A 19,263-nucleotide genomic window follows, 5' to 3' on the forward strand; every position below is an offset into this window, starting at 1 on the left:
CCTGCGCCGGGCCGATCTTGCTGGCGATCCTGTGCTTGTCATGGCCCCCGATCACCCAGACCGGCCAGGCCCCTTTCGGCAACGCGTTGTAGTAGGCATCGATCGTCGCCTGCAGCGCCAACGCATTCCATTCCGAATCCAGCAGCGCGAAGTTGAGCGGCAGATGCAGCCGCGGCTCGTCGTTGCCGTAGAAATGGCCAATGCGATCGGTCTTGCCCTGCACTTCGCCGCACAAGAGCCGGTCACCATGCTCGTCAACGACAGAGCGCAACCACTCGATGCAGCCCATCGCCTCCGGCCGGTCATCGGTGAAGACGGGTGTGTCGCGTTGCGGCGGCGGCTTGCTGTCGTCGGCTTGCGGATCCGGCGGATTGTCGCGCAACAGATCGTCCTTGATCAGAACCGCGCTGGCATCGACGCGGAAGCCGTCGACGCCGCGATCCAGCCAGAACCGCATCACGTCGGCGATGGCGTTGCGGACCTCGGGATTGCGCCAGTTGAGGTCGGGCTGTTCCAGCAGGAAGGAGTGATAGTAATATTGTCGGCGCGTCTCGTCCCAGTGCCAGGCGCTGCCGCCGAAGCGGCTGAGCCAATTGTTCGGCGGCCCGCCATTGTCAGCAGCGTCCGCCCACAGATACCAATCCGCCTTGGCATTGTCGCGGCTGACGCGGCTCTCCTGAAACCAGGGATGCTGATCGGAGGTGTGATTGGGGACGAGATCGAGGATGATGCGAATGCCTGCCGCGTGCAGCTCCGCCACCAGCCGGTCGAACTCCTCCAGCGAGCCGAACGCCGGATCGATCGCACAGAAATCGGCAATGTCGTAACCAAAATCGCGAAACGGACTCGTGTAGATCGGCGTCAGCCAGACCGCATCGACCCCGAGCCATCGCAGATAACTGGCGCGTTGCAGGAGCCCGGCGATATCCCCCTTGCCGTCGCCGTCGCTATCCTGAAACGAGATGGTTGCGATCTCATAGATGATCGCGCCTCGCCACCATTCTTTTTCGGCTTGATTGGCTTTCGTGGGCATTCGCAGGGGCGTGATTGGTCATTCATGAAATGGTCCATGCGCCGAGGTGGCGTGGACACCGCTGGCCCCAATGCAGGCGAAAGCGTTCCGTTCCTTGGGCTGGCAGCAATCAATGGGGGACGCGTTGCTGCGTCCATAGCTCACCGACGAGGCGGGACGAATCTCTGCCGGCAGAAGCGCCGCCCGCTCGGGGCGCCATCGAGATCGTCTCGACCGTCTCGATGGCGACGATCTCAAGGCTGATCGCGGCAACCACGCTTTCCCGCGCCAGTGCCGTCCATCTCTCAGCCTCCTGCAGCCAGAGAGTACGACGCGACGGATCGCGCTCGGCCTCCTCACGACAGCTCGTAGCTGCCGTCAAACATGCCGACCTTCTGTCCATGCCCCATGGTGCGGCAGGTCCGTGACAGCAGCATTAACTTACGCTGCCGCGCTCGCGATTTCTCCGGGAGCAGGCTTCGAGTTCCTATTCCCGCTCTCAGGCATATCTCATGGGCAGGGAGTGGTGGGCATGACAGGCGGCAACGGCCGCGTGACCGAACGCAACCGATATCTGATGCAGGTCGGTGACGACGTCGCCGATGCCATACAGGTGATCGATGTCGCTGCGCTGCTTGTCGTCGACCTTGAGAAAGCCGTCCGGCGTATGGCTCGCGCCGAGTTGCATGGCCAGGTCGGAGCGCACCGCGGCGCCCATCGCCGGATAGACGATCTCAAACTGTTCGCACGAGCCGTCGACAAGCACAGCTTCGATGCCGTCACCCTGGCGACGGAGCGCATCGAGCTTTGGCGTCACGCGCACCGCCGCGTCGCTCAGCTTCTGCCGCAACGCATCGTCGTTCGCGTCATCGATCGGGACCAAGCTTACATCGGCGCTATAGCTTCGCATGAACAGCGCTTTGCCGGCGGCATGACTGAGCGGCCCGATCACCGCGATCCTGCGACCGATCGCCTCAAAGGCGTCGCAGACCGGACAATAGCGCAGTTCGCCCCGCCTCACCGCGTCAACCCACTCCGGCAGCGGCATCTGCTTGTCGACGATTCCGGTCGCGAGAATGACCCGCTGCGCGGTAATGGCACCGGCGGCGTGAGAGGCCAGCAATCCCACTTCATGCCTTTCCAATGAGCTCACCGAGCCACGAATCACGGGCACTCCGAGTTCGATGACCTGCTGCTGCATGCGCGCGAGCAGCTCGCGTCCGGGAATGCCATCAGGAAATCCGGGCAGATTATGACTGCGCGGAATCAAAGCGGCACGCGACGCGCCGCTGTCGACGATCGCAACGTCGCGACGGAAGCGCGCCAGATAGATCGCAGCCATCAAGCCGGCGGGGCCACCGCCGATGATCAAGACCTCGGTTTGCATCGGATGACCTTCACGTGGAGCGGCCACGCCGCGATGGGTTCACGCGACGTCGCTCCGGATTGCCCCTCGCAGAGACTAAGAAGTTCGTCAGCGAAAAGTTCTGGCATACAAGGGAATTTCCGGCGCGGCGCCGAGTTCATGTCGGGAAGGCAAGCTGCCGCGCTTGCTGAGCGGCTCGCGTTCCGCGCCAACATTCGCCTCCCTGAGGAGTCACCCGAGTGAATGTTGGCGCCAATGGAACTCTGGCTGGACGGGGTATTTGGAGTGCAGCTTTGGATCTGACGCTGTGTAGCAGTGTTGCGACAAGGGGAACTCGTACATCAAATCCGCGGTCCAGTGAAAACCCACTGCCGCTAGACGTACAGGGAGCTTCATCCACAGAGAACTTTTTATCCTACTTGAAACTTGTGGTTGAAACGGTACTTTTTAACCTATGACGCTGCCCAGGGGGGCGCGTTCGTGTGAGGTTGCCGACGTAGATAGATGCGAGGGCGTCAATGAGGTTTGTAAATTCGACTGATGAGAGTTTGCTGGCTTATTATGAAAGCGTTCGCAAGCAGGTCGCCGCTGACAGTCGGATCGGGGGTCCTTTCCGGCTGATCGGGGAAAGCGCCAAGCAATATGCGACCGAGTTGCAGGCGGAGATGCGGCGACGGCAGCTTCGATTCACACCGATCGACTGGCCGCACTGATCGGCGCCGCAGGCATAGGATGAAGCGAACGCAGCGGAGTTTCCGCTGCGTCCGCCCTTCTCTTTGCTACTCCCAGGCCCAGCGGGAAAAGTCATTCTCGAACTGCGGGACGTCTTTCCAAACGCCCTTGAGCTTCTTGTTCACGATCGTGATCCACTGCGGCTGGTACAGGAACCCTGCGGCCGCGTCGGTCGCCAGCATGCGCTGGGCGTCGCCGAGCAGTTTGGCACGCGCGGACTCGTCCGGGGTCGCCACGATCGACTGATAGAGCTTGTCGAAGGCGTCGGAGTGATATCCGAAATAATAGTCTTCGGTGAACTTCACGAGGTCGAACGGCTCGACGTGCGACACGATGGTCAGGTCGAAATTGCGGGGACCATTCAAGACCTGGGACAGCCACGCCGCCCATTCGAGGTTTTCGATCTTGGCGACGATGCCGACCTTGGCGAGCTCTGCGGCCAGCACCTCGCCGCCCTGCCGCGCATAAGGCGGCGGCGGCAGCTTGAGGCTGAGCTCGAGCGGCGTCTTGATGCCGGCCTCCGCCAGGAGCTTCTTGGCTTTCTCCGGATCATACGGGTTGATGTCGGTGGTGTCGACATAGCCGAGCGAGCCCGGCACGTAGAAGCTGCCGATCGGCGTGCCGAGCCCGTCGGCTGCACCCTCGATCATCGCCTTGCGGTCGATTGCGGCCAGAATGGCACGGCGGACGCGGACATCGTCGAGCGGCTTCTTCTTGTTGTTGATCGTGACGATGGTCTTCGCCTTGGAGCCGCCGATCAGCACGGTGAAGCGGGGATCAGACTTGAACTGCGCCAGACTCCGTCCCGCAGCGACGCGCGGGAAGGCGTCCACATCACCCGACAGCAGCGCCGCGACTTGCGCCGAAGGGTCCGAGATGAAGCGGATCGTCACCTTGGCGAGCTTGATCGCCGCGGCGTTGCGATAGTCCGGCCATTTGTTCAGCGTGATCGATGAGCCCTTGGCCCAGGCCCCCAACGTGTAGGGCCCGGTACCGACCGGCTGCGTCGCATCACTGGCTGCGCTCTTCGGCTCGATGATGGCGGCGGTCGCCTGCCCAAGCAAAAACGGCAGGTTCGGCTCGGCATATTTCAACGCGATCACGATCGTTTCGGCGTCGGGCGCATCGACATGCTCGAAGCTCTGGAACAGCGCCTTGTCCTTGTTGGTGCTGTTTTGCGCCGCCGCCCGCTCGAACGAGAACTTCACCGCCGCGGAATCCAACGGCTCACCGTTCTGGAATTTGGCGCCCTTGACCAGCTTGAAGGTGTAGGTCTTCAAGTCGGACGACGCCTGCCAGCTCGCGGCCAGCAGCGGCGACACCGAAGAGTCCTCGTTGATCTTGGTCAGGGTCTCATAGATGTTGTAGAGCGTTACTTCGGCGATGGCTGCAGCCGCGGCGCTGGTCGGATCAAGGCCCGGCGGCTCCAGCGTCATGCCTATCACGACGCTGTCCTTCTTGCCTTGCGCCAGCGCCGGCACCGACCAGGCGAACAACGGTCCCGCAGCGACTGCGGCGACCCAGACGGCAATACCAACCTTCTTCAACATCGGCTCTCTCCCTGAACAATCCAAACTATCAATCAAAGCCGATCGGAGACAATAGCATCGCCGGTCCCCATCACCGTCGCAGGTTGCGCCATTACCATTTCAGCCTTGTGGCATGCAGCCAGATGTTGAGCCCCGATGGCGCGCAACGCCGGCGCTGCCTCGCGGCAATGTCCGTCGGCGAGCGGGCAACGCGGCGCATAGGCGCAGCCGGCGGTGGTGGCCGATTGCGAGACGTTCACCGGCGCCGCGCGGCGCCGCCTGATTGCCCCGGCCTGCGCGCGCGGCACTGCCTCCAGGAGCGCGCGCGTATAGGGATGGCCGCATCGCTCGAACAAATCTTCGGGGCGTCCCTGCTCGACGACCCGTCCGAGATACATCACCGCGACCTCGTCGCAGAGATAATCGACGACCGCGAGATCGTGACTGATCAGGATGTAGCTCAGGCCGAACTCGTCCTGCAGATCCTCCAACAGGTTGAGCACCTGGGCCTGCACCGACACGTCGAGCGCGCTGACCGGCTCGTCGGCCACGATCAGCTTCGGCTGGGTGATCAGGGCACGCGCGATCGCGATGCGCTGGCGCTGACCGCCGGAGAACTCGTGCGGGTATTTGTCCATGTCGGCGTCGCGCAATCCGACCTGGCGCAACACCGTGCCGACGCGCTCGCGCAAGCTCGCGCGATCGAGCCGGCCGAGCGCCGTCAGCGGCTCGGCGACGATGCGCGCGATGGTCTGGCGCGGATCGAGCGAGCCATACGGGTCCTGAAACACCATCTGGAAATCGCGCCTGGCGCGGCGCAGCTCATCGGCCGGCATCGCGTTGAGATCGCGGCCGGACAGCTTGACCGAGCCAGAGGTCGGCTGCTCCAATGCCATCACCAGTCGCGCGAAGGTCGACTTGCCCGAACCGGATTCGCCGACGACGCCGAGGCTCTGTCCGGCCATCACCTGCGCCGAGACGCCGTTGAGCGCGAGCACCTCGCCCGGCGCACGGAACAGGCTCTCGCGCGGCAGCGCATAGCGCTGCACGAGATCCTGCACGTCGAGCAGTGGCACGCGGGACGAAATCTGATCCGCCGCACTCATGCGCCGGCTCCCGCCAACGACACGTCCGTTCTGATGCAGCGCGCCCGATGCCCGCCCCCGATATCGATCGCATCGGGAAGCGCGGCGCGGCAACGCGCGATGACGATCGGACAGCGATCAGCGAAAGTGCAGCCTTGCGGCAGATCGGCAAGCTCGGGCACCGAGCCGGCGATGGTCTTCAGCCGCGTTCCCTTCTTGGCGCCAAGCCGCGGCCGGGCGCGAAACAGCCCCTGGGTGTAGGGATGGCCCATGCGCGAGAACACCGCATCCGTCGTGCCGCTCTCGACCACGGCGCCGCCATACATCACCATCATGCGGCTGACATTCTCGGCGATGACGCCGAGATCGTGGCTGATCAGGATCATCGCCATGCCGCGCTCCTCGACCAGATCAGCTACGAGGTCGAGGATCTGGCGCTGGATGGTGACGTCAAGCGCGGTGGTCGGCTCGTCGGCGATCAGCACGTCGGGCTGGCAGGCAAGCGCCATGGCGATGGTGATGCGCTGGCGCTGGCCGCCGGAGAACTGGTGCGGATACGCATCCGCGCGCTTGAATGCATCAGGAAGGCCGACGCGATCGAGCAGTGCGATCGCCTCCTCGCGCGCCTCGGCCGCCGAGAGGTTCTTGTGGCGGCGCAACGGCTCCGCCACCTGCCGCCCGACCGTGTGCATCGGATTGAGTGCGGTCATCGGCTCCTGGAAGATCATGCTGATGCGGTTACCCCGCAGCCGGCAATAGTCAGGGTCCGACAACCCGACCAGCTCGCGGCCGTCGAGCCGAATGCTGCCGCTGACGATCGCGCTGTCCGGCAGCAGTCCCATCAGCGCCAGCGCGGTGACGGACTTGCCGCAGCCGGATTCCCCGACCAGTCCGAGCGTCTCGCCGCGCCGAAGCGCAAATGAGACCTCGCGGACAGCCTGCGCCCGGCCGCGGCTGGTGTTGAGCGAGATGCCGAGCCCTTCGACCTCAATCAAAGGCGTATCGTTCGCTGCGCTCATGCTCAACGCTCACGTGACAGGCGTGGATCGAGCAGGTCGCGCAATCCGTCACCGAGCAGGTTGAGACCAAGCACGGCAATGGCGATCGCCAGACCCGGATAGACCGCGAGCATCGGCGACTGGAACAAGAGACTCTGCGCGTCGTTCAACATGCGTCCCCAGGACGGCATCGGCGGCTGCGTGCCGAGCCCGAGATAGGACAGCGCGGCTTCCGCCAGGATCGCGAGCGCGAACTGGATCGTCGCCTGGACGATCAGGATCGACAGGATGTTTGGCAGCACATGCTCGATCGTGATGCGGAAGCGGCCCTTGCCGGACGCGCGCGCGGCAAGCACGAATTCCCGTGCCCAGATCGCGCTCGCCGAACCACGGGTGACCCGAACGAACACCGGAATCTGGAAGATGCCGATGGCCGTGATCGAGGTCACCATGCCTGGGCCGATCACCGCGGCCAGCATGATCGCCGACAGCACGGCGGGAAAGGCGAAGGTGAAATCGGAGAGGCGCATGATCAGCTCTTCGGTCCAGCCTTTCCGTGCTGCCGCGATCAGCCCGAGGCAGACGCCGAAGGAGAGCCCGATGCCCACGGCGATGATGCCGACCAGGATGGTCGCGCGCGCACCGACCAGCAGCAGCGAGACGATGTCGCGCCCGAGCACGTCGGTGCCGAGCCAATGCGACGCCGATGGCGGCCTCAGCTTGGAGGCGATGTCGAGGTCATAGGCCGACCACGGCGTCCACGCCAACGACAGCAGCGCAGCGCCAAGCACGAGCAGGCAGAGCGCGCCGCCGAGCGCGAAACTGCGATGGCGCAGCGCGCGCCGCCAGAAGCCGTTCGCACGGCGCGTACGATCCGGCACGAGCGCGATCGTGGAGGACGTGTTCACAGCTCGTGCACCTTGATCCGGGGATCGATCGCGGCATAGAGCACATCGACCACGAAATTGACGATTATGACCATCGCCGCGAGCAGCATGACGCAGTTGCGCACCACGATCAGGTCGCGATTGGCGATCGACTGGAAGATCAGCCGGCCGAGCCCCGGCAGATAGAACACGTTCTCGATCACGATCGTGCCGGCCAGCAGATTGGCGAACTGCAGACCCATCACGGTCATCACCGGGATCATCGCATTGCGCAGCACGTGCCGCCACAGCACCTCGCGCCTGGTCAGCCCCTTGGCGCGCGCCGTGCGCACGAAATCCTCGCGCGAGACTTCGAGCACGGCCGAGCGCGTGACGCGGGCGAGGATCGCCGCCTGCACGACGGCAAGCGCAATGGCCGGCAGCAGCAGCGATTTCAAGCCCGGCCAGATGCCATCGTCCCAGCCGGCAAAGCCGCCGGCCGACAGCCATTGCAGCTTCACCGCGAACAGGAGAATCAGGAGGATCGCAAACCAGAAGCTCGGCAGCGCGATGCCGATCTGCGTCAGCGACATCACGCCGACATCGCCGAGCCTGTTGTGATGGGCGGCGCTATAGAGGCCGGCGGAAAGCGCCAGCGCCGTGGTGATGGCCATCGCCATGATCGCGAGCGGGATGGTCAGGACCAGCCGTTCCGCGATCAGGCCGGCGACCGGCGTGCCATAGGCGTAGCTGTTGCCGAGGTCGCCGACCACCATGCCGCCGAGCCAATGCACGTAGCGAACCACCAGCGGCTGGTCGAGCCCGAGCTTGACCGCGAGCGCCTGCACGGCTTCCGGCGAGGCATCGGCCCCCATCAGCATCTGCGCGGCATTGCCCGGCAACGCATCCAGCACCAGGAAAATGACCAGCGACGCGCCGACCAAGGTAGCCAACAGGGTCAGGAAACGCCGCAGGACGAACACGCTCATTCTATGATCTCGGCCTCACGCCACCCCACGGCACGATCCAACATGTCCCGTTGCCGGACGCAAGCCCCGCGCGCATGGTGCTTCCCCGCGATCAGAAAGGCCTGCGGGCCAGCAGATCGTGCGACGCCTCGAACAGCGCACTCACCCGCAACAGCTCCGCATCGGCGCGGAAGCGGCCCACCAGTTGAAGGCCGATCGGCAGACCGTCACGACCAAAGCCGCAAGGCAGGCTGACCGCCGGGTGCCCGGTCATGTTGAATGGCATGGTCCAGGGAAACCAGTGTGGCCGGGCATTATCGAAACTCTGCCCGTCGATCTCGATGGTGCCGAACAGGTCCTGGTCAATCGGTAACGCGGTCCGGGTCAGGGTCGGCATCGCCAGTAGATGGCCACGCGCAAGCAGCGCCTGCACGCGGCGGAACAGCGACGTGCGTTCGAACATGGCCTGCTGGTAGTCCGCACCGCTGACCTTGGCGGCCAGTGCGATCTGCTTGTGGAACGTCTCGCTCAGGACATCGCCGTGCTCGGCGGCCAGCTTTTCGAAGCGCGTCCGCCAGACGGTATGATTGATGGCGCGCCACACCGGCTCAACATCGAATTCCGCGCCGGAGAATTCCTCGAGCTCTGCGCCGAGATCGGCCAGCCGATCGAGACTGGCCTTGAAGGCGTCAGCAACGTCGGCCGCGACCGGCCGCCCGGGCAGCGCCAGGCAGAACAGAATCTTCTGTCCACGCAGATCGCCGCGTGGCGCGGCCGCAGCAAGGAAATCCGGCACGGGAATGCCGATCGACCAGGGATCGGAGGCATCCTCCCCTGCCATCGCCTGCATCATCAGCGCGGTGTCAGCAACCGTCCGCGTGGTCGGCGTCACGTAGGTCTGGTTGCCGAAGGCATCCTGCACCTGGCTGTGGGGGATGACGCCGTTGCTCTGCTTCAATCCGACGACCCCGTTGCAGGCGGCAGGAATCCGCGTCGATCCGCCGCCATCGGTGGCAACCGCCAGCGGTGCGATCCCGCTCGCCACCGCCACCGCCGCGCCGCCGCTCGAGCCACCGCTGGAACGCCGCGCATCCCAGGCGTTGCGGGTCCGGCCAAACAGCGGCGAGTCGGTCAGGCATTTGCTGCCGAACTCCGGCGTCGTGGTCTTGCCGATCAGGATCGCGCCCTGGGCACGCAGCCGCGCAACCGCCACGGCATCCTGATCGGGGACATTGTCCGCATAAGGCACCGCGCCGAAGGTGGTGCGGACGCCCTTGGTGTTGACGATGTCCTTCACCGTGAACGGAAGACCCTCCAGCAGCCGAGCGGGCTCGCCGCGCGCGATCCTGCGTTCGGCATCCCTTGCCTGTGCCAAGGCGCTGTCCGCGCAGATCGTGATGAAGCAGTTGAGCTTGGGCTGCAGCCGCTCCGCCCGGGCCAGGACCGCGCTCACGATCTCGGTCGGCGAGATCTGCTTGCGAGCGATGGACGCGCGCAGCTCGGTTGCGGAGCGGAAGCAGAGATCGTCGCTCATCTTCAGGTCATTCTCCGGCAGCGCGGTCCCGCGAAGGCGCATTGACAGCAAGAATGGCACCCGGGTTAACTCGCCGTCCAATACGAATTTGAGCGCCAACCCATACATTTTCGGTATGCCCATGGACCTCCGCAGGCTTCCTTACTTCGTGGCCGTGGCCGAGGAGCGCAGCGTCGGCAAGGCCGCGGAGCGGCTGCGGATGGCGCAGCCGCCACTCTCGCTGCAAATCCGAAAGCTGGAGTCCGAAATCGGCACCGCCCTGTTCCGCCGGGGCAGTCGCGGCATGGACCTGACCGAGGCCGGTCAGGCGCTGCTGTCGCGGGCGCGAGCAGCGCTCGCCCTTGCGGCGGAGGGCGCGGAATCGGCGCGTGCCGTCGCAGCCGGACGGCGCGGACGGCTCTCCGTCGGCTACATGTTCGTGCTGGCCAATGCCGTGCTGCCCAAGCTCGTTCCCGAGCTGCGCCGGTCGCTGCCGGGGGCGGACCTCGAATTCGTCGAGCTGAGCGCGTCGACGCGCGAGGCGCGGCTGCTCGACCACAGCGTGACGGTCGCGCTGTGCATGCCTGCCATCCGTCATCCGGAGATTCAGGCGGCACAGATCGGCACGCAGCCGCTCATGCTGGCCCTGCCGGCGCGGTCGCCCCTCGCGCGCCTGACGGCGGTGCCGGTGAGCCGATTGCACGGACGCCCTCTCATCGCTCTGCCGCGACCAGGCGAGGAGCCCGCCTCGTCCGCGGTGGCGGCCCTGCTACGGCGGCATCAGGTCGAGATGCCGATCGCCAGCCGCGTCGAGACCGTCCATTCGGCGATGAGTCTCGTCCTGGCCGGCGAAGGTCTCGCAATTCTTCCGGCCTGCGCGGCGCTCGGCGCACCACGCGGCATCATCTTCAAACCTTTCCTCGACGCGACCGATACGTTCGAGATCGCGATCTGCTGGCGGCGCGATGTCGACAGCCCGCTGATCCGAAACTTTCGCAAATGCGCCGAGAGAGTCGTGGCCAGGCTGTAAGGCCGGCGAAGCGGCCGCCCATTCGAGGACAGGGCAATCGCATTTGGCCGTCACGGTTCGGGGCCTCATGGTTCTCCCGGCGATGCGTAGCATCGTCCGGAGACGCGCGGCTTTGCCGCGCCCTCACCATGAGGGTCTACGATTTCGCCGCGGAAAACTGCCCTCATCCTGAGGAGCCCGCCAGAGGCGGGCGTCTCGAAGGATGGCCGCAAAGAAGACTGCCCGAGGCTATTTTCCAGCCATATGCGACAGCGTTCGAGGAGGACCGCTCCCTAGCAAAGCCCAATCGGCCTCGGGGGTCAGACGCGCCGCGAGGAAGGCGCGGGATCAAAGGTTATCCGGCGTCTTGAGCTCGTGGCGGATCCGCTCCGCCTTGATCTGCCGTTCGGCCTCGTACCAGAATTCCTGGTCACGGCCGCTTGGCCGGCCGGCCTGCTCCCAGAGCTGATGGGCCCGCTTGCTGATCTCCTGGTCGTCCGTGTCGTTCATCCCTTTTGCTCCTGTGTCCGGCAGCTTCACCGAGATTTGCGGCCACACCGGCCGTCGGCGCGTTAAAGCTCGCTCTTGCATCAACGCTCGAAACAGTCATGGAGACAATCATGGCCGATCAATTCCTTCGCGGGCGCGTTGCGCTGGTGACCGGTGGTTCGCGCGGTATCGGCGCCGCCATATGCCGCGCGCTGGCCGCCGCCGGTGCCTCCGTCGCGATCAACTACCGGAACCGCAGCGATGAGGCCCAGCGGCTGGCAAAGGAGCTGCAGGGCAAAGGAGCCCGTGCGATCCCGTGCCAGGCGGACGTCTCGGACACCGCGTCCGTCACGGCGCTGGTCGCCGCGGTCCAGAGCGAACTCGGCCCGGTCGATATCCTCATCAACAACGCAGGAATCGCGATCACGCGCGGCATTGATGATCTCACCGAGGCCGATTTCGACACGACCATCGCCGTCAATCTGAAATCGGCGTTCCTCTGCACGCAAGCCGTCGTGCCGGGCATGCGGGCGCGCAAATGGGGGCGCATCGTCAACATCTCCTCCGGCGCGGCGCGCGGCGCCGGTGCAATCGGCCCGCACTACAACGCGTCCAAGGCCGGCATGGAGGGCCTCACCCGCGGCTATGCCGCGCGGCTCGTCAAGGACGGCATCACGGTCAATGCGGTGGCGCCGTCGCTGATCGCCACCGACATGATGCAGGATCAGAAGGCGCTGGTTTCGCGCATTCCACTCGGACGCTTCGGCCAGCCGGACGAGGTGGCCAAAGCCGTGATGCTGCTGCTCGACAACCCCTACATGACCGGCCAGACCATCGCGATGAGCGGCGGCATGGCCTTCAATTGAGGCGATACGAAGCAGAGGCGACGACCGCCCTCACTGTCACTGAGCGCCCGGCACGACTTCGCTGAAGAACCGGATCAACTCGCTGCTGACCTCGTCGGGGCGCTCTTCGGGCATGTAATGCCCGCAGCCCGCCACGACGCCGCCCCGCACGTCGCTGCCGAGCGAACGCATCGCCTCGACCATGCCCTGTCCGACGCCCCGTTCCGCGCCCAACGCCAGCACCGGCATCGGCAGCGGCCGCTGGCCTCTGGCGCGATTGGCGGCCAGACCTTCCGGACTGAAAGCCGCCTTGTAATAGGCCGTGGCCGCGCGGATCGCCCCGGGTGCGGCGAGCTGCCGCGCATATTCATCGATATCGTCAGGGCCGATCGCCCAGGCGTTGATGGCCTTGGCGCGGAACAGCCAGGTCAGGAACGCGCGCTCGCGCCCTGCGATCAGAATGTCCGGCAGATCATCGAGGCGATTGAAGGCGAAGTGCCATGTGCGCAGGTTGGCCTCGTCAGGCGCAAGATCGGTGCGCGGCGACGACAGGCCGGGCACCAGCGCGTCCAGCACCGCCAGCCGCCTGACATCATCAGGCCAGTCGGCCGCATAGGCGTAGCCGATCCAGGTGCCGACGTCATGACCGGCGACGTCGATGGGGCCGTCGGCAAGCAGATCGAGCTTTTCCGCGAGCGCGTGGATATCAGCGGCGACCGTTGTCAGGTCGTAGCCGCCCGCAGGACGATCGGACTCCCCCATGCCGCGTGGATCCAGCGCGATGACGCGACGGCCGGCGGCAGCAAGGCGCATCATCACGAAACGCCACGCATACCAGCTCTGCGGCCAGCCGGGCAGAAGCAAGACCGGCGCGCCGCTGCCGCCGGCGACATAATGGAGATGGACGCCGTCCACGACCGCGGTGCCGTGACGGAAGGTTTGCCAGAAAGCGGACAGGTCGGATTCGGTTGAGCACATCATTTTAGAACAATCGTTTCCTAATTCGCGATACCAAAGTCAGTCGAGGAGGCGCAGCGCGTGTTCGCAGACGGCAACCATGTCGGCCTGCTTGCGGCCCGTCTTGCCGACAACACGCATGCCCTGAATCAGGCAGAGCATCAGGCGGCCGGTGATCTCCGGGTCCACATGCGATGCGACCGAGCCGTCGGCCTGGCCTTCACGGATGAAGCGCACCAGCCGCGCCTCATGCGTCGCGAGAATCTTCGCCAAGCGTTCGCGAAACCCAGCGTCCGAGGACGCAGACTCGACCAGGCCACCGACGACAAGGCAGCCGGTCCGCCCGGCGTCGCCGTGGCTGTATTCGGCATAGGCGCTCAGCACGGCCGCAACGCGCTCGCGACCGGTCACGGCCGAGGCCAGCCATTCATCGAGCCGCCGGGACCGTTGGTCGACGTAGCGATCGAGCGCCGCCAGCAGGAGACCGCGCTTGTCGCCGAACGCCTTGTAGATGCTGCCGGACGTCAGCCCCAGCGCCTTGTTCAAGTCGGAGATCGAGGTCGCGTGGTAGCCGAGCCGGCTGAACACCGTGATCGCCTTGTCCAGCACGCTGTTGATGTCGAACTCGCGCGGACGTCCCGGCTGCCGGCGATCCAATTCGGTAATGATCGTTTCCATATTTGGTCAATTAGAACATGATCGTATCCAAATCAAGCCCCGCGCCGTGGCGGGGCCGGGGCGACGCCCGCTTCACCCCTGCACGACGCCGAGCAGCAGGGCCACCTCGCCGTTCTCCCACAGCGGCAACAACAGCCGCGACAGCTCGCGGCTGGATGTTTCGGTCAGGCGCAGCAAGGTCGGCTCACCGGCCTCGACCGTGGCACTCGCCTGCGCGCGGAGATAGCCGAAGGCGGCGTCCGGGGTGGTCTCGTCGGCGAATTTGCCGATCACCGCCTCGGGCAGGCCGGCACTCGCGAACTCGAAGCGGAAGCGCTCCGGCTTCGTGAAAACCTTCAGCAGAAAAGCCTTGTGCAGCCGTCCGACGGCGGACTGGGCGAGATCGTCGGCGAAGGGCATGCTGTTTTCCGCCCGTTTCAGCCCCTGCCACAGCGCAACCGCCGCCTGCAGCCTGTCGTCGAGATGATCGGGAAGTGGAAGCGGATTGCGGCACAGCATGATCTTCGGTCCCATCATCTTCGGCGGCATCGGGATCTGCGCGGCGTGATCGACCGCGCAGGCTTCGTTGAATTTCGATCCACCCTACGCATGCGAGGCGCCGTCACTTTGATCCTCGTCAACGGGAGGCCACGGAGGAACTGCATCATCGTGGCGACCCCATCGACATCGAAAGGCAATCGACCGTCGGCCATGCCCAACAGCAATCCACAGAGCAATCTGCAGCTTCATCCGCACGCGGCGGCGCCGAACAGACCCGGCTTTCTCTGGGGTGCCTCGACCTCGAGCTACCAGGTCGAGGGCGCGGCGCATGTCGATGGCCGCGCCGACAGCATCTGGGACGTCTATGCCCGCCCACCCGGCCGGGTAAAAAACAATGACAGCGGCGAGATCGCCTGCGATCACTATCATCGCTATGCCGACGATGTCGCGCTGATGCGCGAGCTCGGACTGAATGCCTACCGCTTCTCGGTCGCCTGGCCGCGCGTGCTGCCGCAAGGCCGCGGCGCGCCGAACGAAAAGGGTCTCGCTTTCTACGACCGGCTGATCGATTCGCTGCTCGCAGCCGAGATCGAGCCGTGGATCTGCCTGTATCATTGGGACCTGCCGCAGGCGCTCGACGATCTCGGCGGCTGGCAGAACCGCGACATCGCCGGTTGGTTCGCCGATTACGCCGCGCTGCTGGCAAAGCGGTATGGCGACCGGGTCAAACGTTTCGCCACCTTCAACGAGCCCTGCGTGTTCACGCTGTTCGGCTATGGCTTTGGCTGGCACGCGCCCGGCGTGGCCGACAAAGCCGCGCTGCACAAGGCGATCCACCACGTCAATCTCAGCCACGGCAAGGCGATCGACGTGCTGCGCGCGAGCGTGGCAGGCAGCCAGCTCGGCGCGGTCCACAATCGCCAGCCCTGCTATCCCTGCACCAACAGCCCGGCGGACGTTGCGGCGGCACTGCGGTTCGCCGAATATTGGAACGATGCGTTTCCGCTGCCGCAGCATTTCGCCTGCTATCCGCCGACGCTGGCCGACGCGGTCGCGCCCTATGTCGAGCCCGGCGACATGGCGCAGATCGCGCGTCCGCTGGACTGGTTCGGCCTCAATCACTATTCGCCCCACTACATCAAGGCCGACGGCAACCTGATCGGCGCCACCTTCGGCCCGCCACCCGATGACGTGCCGCGCACCGCGATCGGCTGGCCGATCGTGCCGGAGGCGTTCCGCGACACCTTGCTCGACATCCACACGAGATTTCGGCTGCCGATCTATGTGGCGGAAAACGGTACGGCCGCCGATGACAAGCTCGACGCGACGGGGCAGGTCCGGGACGACAGCCGCATCGCCTATCTGAAGGCCTATACGGAAGCCATGGAACAGGCGATGACCCAGGGCGCCGATGTCCGCGGTTATTTCGTCTGGTCGCTTCTGGATAATTTTGAATGGGGGTCGGGCTATTCACAGCGCTTCGGCATTGTCTATGTCGACTTCGCCACGCAGCGGCGCATTCCCAAGGCATCTGCGCGGTGGTATGCGGACATGATTGCGGCGCAGCGGAACACGAAGGTTCCCGTCGGCCGCACCAACACGGTGGAAGCGGCTGAGGGATGAGCGAGCGCGTTCTTTTGGCAGATATTGGCGGCACCAATGCGCGCTTTGCGCTGATGGATCGCGGCGTGATCGGGCCCATCGAACATCTGAAGGTCGCCGACTTTCCGACCATAGGTGACGCGATCAGATCATTTCTGTCGCAACAGCCGGGCGGCCCGCCGTCCGCCGCCGTGCTCGACGTTGCCGGAACCATCGAGGCCAATCGCGCTACGCTGACCAACAGCCATTGGGTGATTGACGGCGCAGACCTTGCGCGACAATTCAACCTCGCCTCGGCCAAGCTCCTGAACGATTTCGAGGCCGTGGGCTGGTCTTTGCCGGCACTGCAGCCGGCCGACCTCTATCCGCTCGGCGGAGGGAAGACGGTTGCGGGCGCGCCGATGGTGGTGCTTGGCCCGGGAACCGGCTTTGGCGCGGCCTGTTTTCTGCCGGGCGACGGCCGTCCGATGGTTGCCGTCACCGAAGCCGGCCATGTCACGCTGCCGGCGACGACCGAACGCGAGAGCCAGGTGATCGCCAAGATGCGCGAGCGACTCGGCCATGTCTCGGTCGAGCGCGGCGCGCTGTCCGGCATGGGCATCGAGCACACCTACCAGGCCATCGCCGCGGTTGACGGCGCTGATGTGCCGCAGCGCGATGCTGCCGAAATCACGCAACGAGCGCTCGACGGCAGCTGCGCCGTCTGCCGCGCCACGCTCGACATGTTCTGCGGCTGGCTCGGCGCGGTCGCCGGCAATCTGACGCTCACCTTCTGCGCCCGTGGCGGGGTCTATATCGCCGGCGGCATCGCCCCGCGCTTTCCGGACTACCTCGCGCGATCGGATTTCCGGCGCCAGTTCGAGAACAAGGGGCGGTATGACGCCTATCTGCGACTGATCCCGGCCTATATCGTCACCAAGCCTGACATCAGCTTCCTCGGCCTGAAATCCTTCTTCGAAACCAGCGCTGCATCGCCGGCGCGCTGACACATGACCGACATCGTCACGATCACACCCAACCCCGCCGTTGACGTCTCGACCGAGGTCGAGAAGATCGTGCCGATCATGAAACTGCGCGGCCGCGCTGCGCGGCGCGACGCCGGCGGCGGCGGCATCAACGTCGCGCGCGTCATCACCCGCTTCGGCGGCGACGTCACCGCGGTCTATCCGGTGGGTGGCGCGACTGGCGCCCTGCTCAACAGGCTGGTCGCGCGCGAGGGTGTCGCCAGCCTGACTTTTCCGAGCAACGAGGAGACGCGCGAAGATTTCTTCGTGCAGGAAGCCGCGACCGGCCAGCCCTATCGCTTCATCCTGCCTGGGCCGACACTCAGTGAATCCGAGTGGCAGAGCTGCCTGAAGCTGCTTGCCGACATCAGGCCCTTTCCGCGCTACGTCGTTGGCAGCGGCAGCCTGCCCCACGGCGTGCCCGCCGACTTCTACGGCCAGATCGCAAAGCTCGCGCACGAGCGCGGCGCGAAGTTCATGCTCGATACCTCGGGGCCGGCGCTGACGGCCGCGGTCGACGCCGGCGTCGACCTGATCAAGCCGTCCTTGCGCGAGATGCGCGAGCTTGCCGGCGGCGAGCTCGGCGATGCGCTCGCCTGGGAAGCTGCCGCACGGGCGCTGGTGCATAGCGGCAAGGTCGAGACGGTGGCTTTGACGATGGGCCATCTCGGCGCGGTGCTGGTCACGCATGACCGCGTGCTGCGTGCGCAGCCGCTGCCGATCACGCCGGTCAGCGCGGTCGGCGCCGGCGACAGCTTTCTCGGCGTGCTGATTGCCAGGCTCGCGGCTGGCGCAGCCCTTGATGAGGCGTTCCGCTGGGCGGTGGCGGCAGGCGCCGCGGCTCTGCTACATACCGGGACCGCGCTGTGCGATCCCGCCGACGTCAGACGTCTTGCTGCAGAGGTGATCGTAGAGGTGGCGTGAGCGGAGCATCCCCCGCTGCCGCGTGATGGTTGAGCTTGTCCAGCGACAGCAACAATCCGCCGACCCGCTCCAGCGAGGAGATCCAGTCGGCGACGCGGCTGTAATTGTCGACCAGCCAGTTGAACGAGCCCTGCACCAGGGTGAACGCAGCCGCCGCCTGGGTCAGCTCACCCAGCGTCATCGCGCCGTTGAGAAATTTCGGCGCGCATAGCACCAGCCCGATGATCGGCGCCAGCAGTGAATTGAGATGCGAGACCGATGTGGTGCGCATCAGCTGCCAGCACAGGCGCAGCCATTGCTTGACCACATGCCGCAAGGCCTGCCACAGGCCGTCGATGACGCCGCGTTCCTGCTGCTTCGGCGTGACGCCTTCGCCGATATCGCGGAGCAGATGGGCCGCCGTGATCAGCTCGGCCTCGGCCTGATCCTTGGACTGGATGACGCGTGTCAGCGGCCAGCCGACCCAGATCATCGCGCTGGTGACCAGGCCGGAATAGACCGCGACGCTGATGACCAGATAGCCCGGTATCCAGAGCTCATGCCCCCACCAGGTGAACGTGATCGGGCCGCCGACCTGCCACAGCACCTGCACGAAGATGATCGCGGTCAGCAGCGAGGAGATCACGCCGAGGGCGAAATCGACCGGCGCATCGGTCGCGATCCTGACGTCCTCGGCGATGCGATATTCCGGAATTTTCTGCTCGCCATCCACCGCGGCCAGCCGCGCGTAGCGGTCGTTCTCGACCCAATAATTGATCACCTTCGTGGTCAGCCATTCACGCCAGTTGCGCTGCATGGTCATGCGGCCCCACACCGAGGTGACAGCAAGAACGACGCTCCCGACGCAGAGCGGAACCAGCAGATAGGCCGCTTCGCGCAGCCGCGCCGGATTGCGGCTCTCCAGCGCGTCGAAGAAATCCCTGTTCCAATAGTTGAAACGGAACTGCACATAGAGCTGCAGCACGACGATGATGACGAGGAAAGCGCACAGCAGCCACACGCGCCAAGCCCTCACTCCACACCAGAAGTGTCGGGCAGTGAGCCAGAAGCGCGACCATTCGAGATCGCCACGGTCTTCGCTGTCTTCAGCCATCATCCTGGCAAACGGCCCTATCGGATTGAACGCACACGCTACCCATCTTGCGCAGCATGGGTGCCTGCTTCTGGGCACAACACCACCCCATGCCGAGCAGGCACATTGCTACC

At 65.3% G+C, this 19,263-nt stretch carries 18 protein-coding genes; 5 read left to right on the forward strand and 13 right to left on the reverse strand.

The genetic code is table 11. The features are described 5' to 3' along the window. The 8 genes from BRAS3843_RS19340 to BRAS3843_RS19380 all read right to left on the reverse strand — a co-directional run. Positions 1-1,033 (reverse strand): alpha-amylase family glycosyl hydrolase (locus tag BRAS3843_RS19340; protein WP_035982201.1); only part of this gene is annotated, 1,033 nt, incomplete at its 3' end. 478 nt (positions 1,034-1,511) lie between these two features. Next, entirely contained in the window at positions 1,512-2,399 is an 888-nt protein-coding gene (locus tag BRAS3843_RS19345; protein WP_008970692.1) for an NAD(P)/FAD-dependent oxidoreductase, read from the reverse strand. A gap of 758 nt (positions 2,400-3,157) precedes the next feature. Then, the gene (locus tag BRAS3843_RS19355; protein WP_008970694.1) at positions 3,158-4,660 is read right to left on the reverse strand and encodes an ABC transporter substrate-binding protein; all 1,503 of its coding nucleotides are present in this window, start codon (positions 4,658-4,660) and stop codon (positions 3,158-3,160) included. Between the two features lie 32 nt (positions 4,661-4,692). Continuing rightward, entirely contained in the window at positions 4,693-5,745 is a 1,053-nt protein-coding gene (locus BRAS3843_RS19360) for an oligopeptide/dipeptide ABC transporter ATP-binding protein (protein ID WP_008970695.1), read from the reverse strand. Next, on the reverse strand, positions 5,742-6,743 hold the full coding sequence (locus tag BRAS3843_RS19365; RefSeq protein WP_008970696.1) for an ABC transporter ATP-binding protein: 1,002 nt from the start codon (positions 6,741-6,743) through the stop codon (positions 5,742-5,744). The genes BRAS3843_RS19360 and BRAS3843_RS19365 overlap by 4 nt, the downstream gene beginning before the upstream one ends. 2 nt (positions 6,744-6,745) lie before the next feature. Further along, positions 6,746-7,630, reverse strand: coding sequence for an ABC transporter permease (locus tag BRAS3843_RS19370; protein WP_008970697.1), 885 nt, complete (start codon positions 7,628-7,630; stop codon positions 6,746-6,748). Continuing rightward, entirely contained in the window at positions 7,627-8,577 is a 951-nt protein-coding gene (locus BRAS3843_RS19375) for an ABC transporter permease (RefSeq protein ID WP_008970698.1), read from the reverse strand. Before BRAS3843_RS19375 ends, BRAS3843_RS19370 begins: the two co-directional genes overlap by 4 nt. Positions 8,578-8,668: 91 nt before the next feature. After that, on the reverse strand, positions 8,669-10,090 hold the full coding sequence (locus BRAS3843_RS19380; protein ID WP_035982211.1) for an amidase: 1,422 nt from the start codon (positions 10,088-10,090) through the stop codon (positions 8,669-8,671). A 121-nt stretch (positions 10,091-10,211) separates the two neighbouring features. On the opposite strand from BRAS3843_RS19380, the gene BRAS3843_RS19385 reads away from it, so the two are divergent. Continuing rightward, positions 10,212-11,099, forward strand: coding sequence for a LysR substrate-binding domain-containing protein (locus BRAS3843_RS19385; protein ID WP_035982203.1), 888 nt, complete (start codon positions 10,212-10,214; stop codon positions 11,097-11,099). 327 nt (positions 11,100-11,426) lie between these two features. Here the strand turns inward: BRAS3843_RS19385 and BRAS3843_RS39720 are convergent, their stop codons facing one another. Then, a complete protein-coding gene (locus BRAS3843_RS39720; protein WP_008970701.1) occupies positions 11,427-11,588 on the reverse strand; it encodes a DUF2934 domain-containing protein in 162 nt (53 codons plus the stop codon). Positions 11,589-11,698: 110 nt separating this feature from the next. On the opposite strand from BRAS3843_RS39720, the gene BRAS3843_RS19390 reads away from it, so the two are divergent. Continuing rightward, the gene (locus tag BRAS3843_RS19390; RefSeq protein ID WP_008970702.1) at positions 11,699-12,433 is read left to right on the forward strand and encodes an SDR family NAD(P)-dependent oxidoreductase; all 735 of its coding nucleotides are present in this window, start codon (positions 11,699-11,701) and stop codon (positions 12,431-12,433) included. Between the two features lie 36 nt (positions 12,434-12,469). On the opposite strand, the gene BRAS3843_RS19395 is transcribed toward BRAS3843_RS19390, so the two are convergent. From BRAS3843_RS19395 to BRAS3843_RS19405, 3 genes are all read right to left on the reverse strand, one after another. Continuing rightward, on the reverse strand, positions 12,470-13,393 hold the full coding sequence (locus BRAS3843_RS19395; protein WP_050886477.1) for an alpha/beta hydrolase: 924 nt from the start codon (positions 13,391-13,393) through the stop codon (positions 12,470-12,472). 36 nt (positions 13,394-13,429) lie between these two features. Next, positions 13,430-14,047 carry a TetR/AcrR family transcriptional regulator gene (locus tag BRAS3843_RS19400; RefSeq protein WP_008970704.1) on the reverse strand — a complete coding sequence of 206 codons (618 nt, stop codon included), beginning with the start codon at positions 14,045-14,047 and terminating at the stop codon, positions 13,430-13,432. A gap of 72 nt (positions 14,048-14,119) precedes the next feature. Continuing rightward, complete coding sequence (locus BRAS3843_RS19405) at positions 14,120-14,575, reverse strand: hypothetical protein (RefSeq protein ID WP_008970705.1); 456 nt, start codon at positions 14,573-14,575, stop codon at positions 14,120-14,122. A gap of 162 nt (positions 14,576-14,737) precedes the next feature. Between BRAS3843_RS19405 and BRAS3843_RS19410 the strand changes: the two genes are divergently transcribed. Genes BRAS3843_RS19410 through BRAS3843_RS19420 form a run of 3 tightly spaced genes read left to right on the forward strand, consistent with a single transcriptional unit; the run spans position 14,738 to position 18,057 of the window. Beyond that, on the forward strand, positions 14,738-16,150 hold the full coding sequence (locus tag BRAS3843_RS19410; RefSeq protein ID WP_008970706.1) for a GH1 family beta-glucosidase: 1,413 nt from the start codon (positions 14,738-14,740) through the stop codon (positions 16,148-16,150). Continuing rightward, positions 16,147-17,115, forward strand: coding sequence for a glucokinase (glk, locus tag BRAS3843_RS19415; RefSeq protein WP_008970707.1), 969 nt, complete (start codon positions 16,147-16,149; stop codon positions 17,113-17,115). The genes BRAS3843_RS19410 and glk overlap by 4 nt, the downstream gene beginning before the upstream one ends. Before the next feature lie 3 nt (positions 17,116-17,118). Next, complete coding sequence (locus BRAS3843_RS19420; RefSeq protein WP_008970708.1) at positions 17,119-18,057, forward strand: 1-phosphofructokinase family hexose kinase; 939 nt, start codon at positions 17,119-17,121, stop codon at positions 18,055-18,057. On the opposite strand, the gene BRAS3843_RS19425 is transcribed toward BRAS3843_RS19420, so the two are convergent. Next, on the reverse strand, positions 18,017-19,150 hold the full coding sequence (locus BRAS3843_RS19425; RefSeq protein ID WP_083841397.1) for an SbmA/BacA-like family transporter: 1,134 nt from the start codon (positions 19,148-19,150) through the stop codon (positions 18,017-18,019). The two genes, BRAS3843_RS19420 and BRAS3843_RS19425, sit on opposite strands and share 41 nt — an antisense overlap. Between the last annotated feature and the right edge of the window lie 113 nt (positions 19,151-19,263).

The organism is Bradyrhizobium sp. STM 3843 (assembly GCF_000239815.1).
Taxonomy (GTDB): Bacteria; Pseudomonadota; Alphaproteobacteria; order Rhizobiales; family Xanthobacteraceae; genus Bradyrhizobium.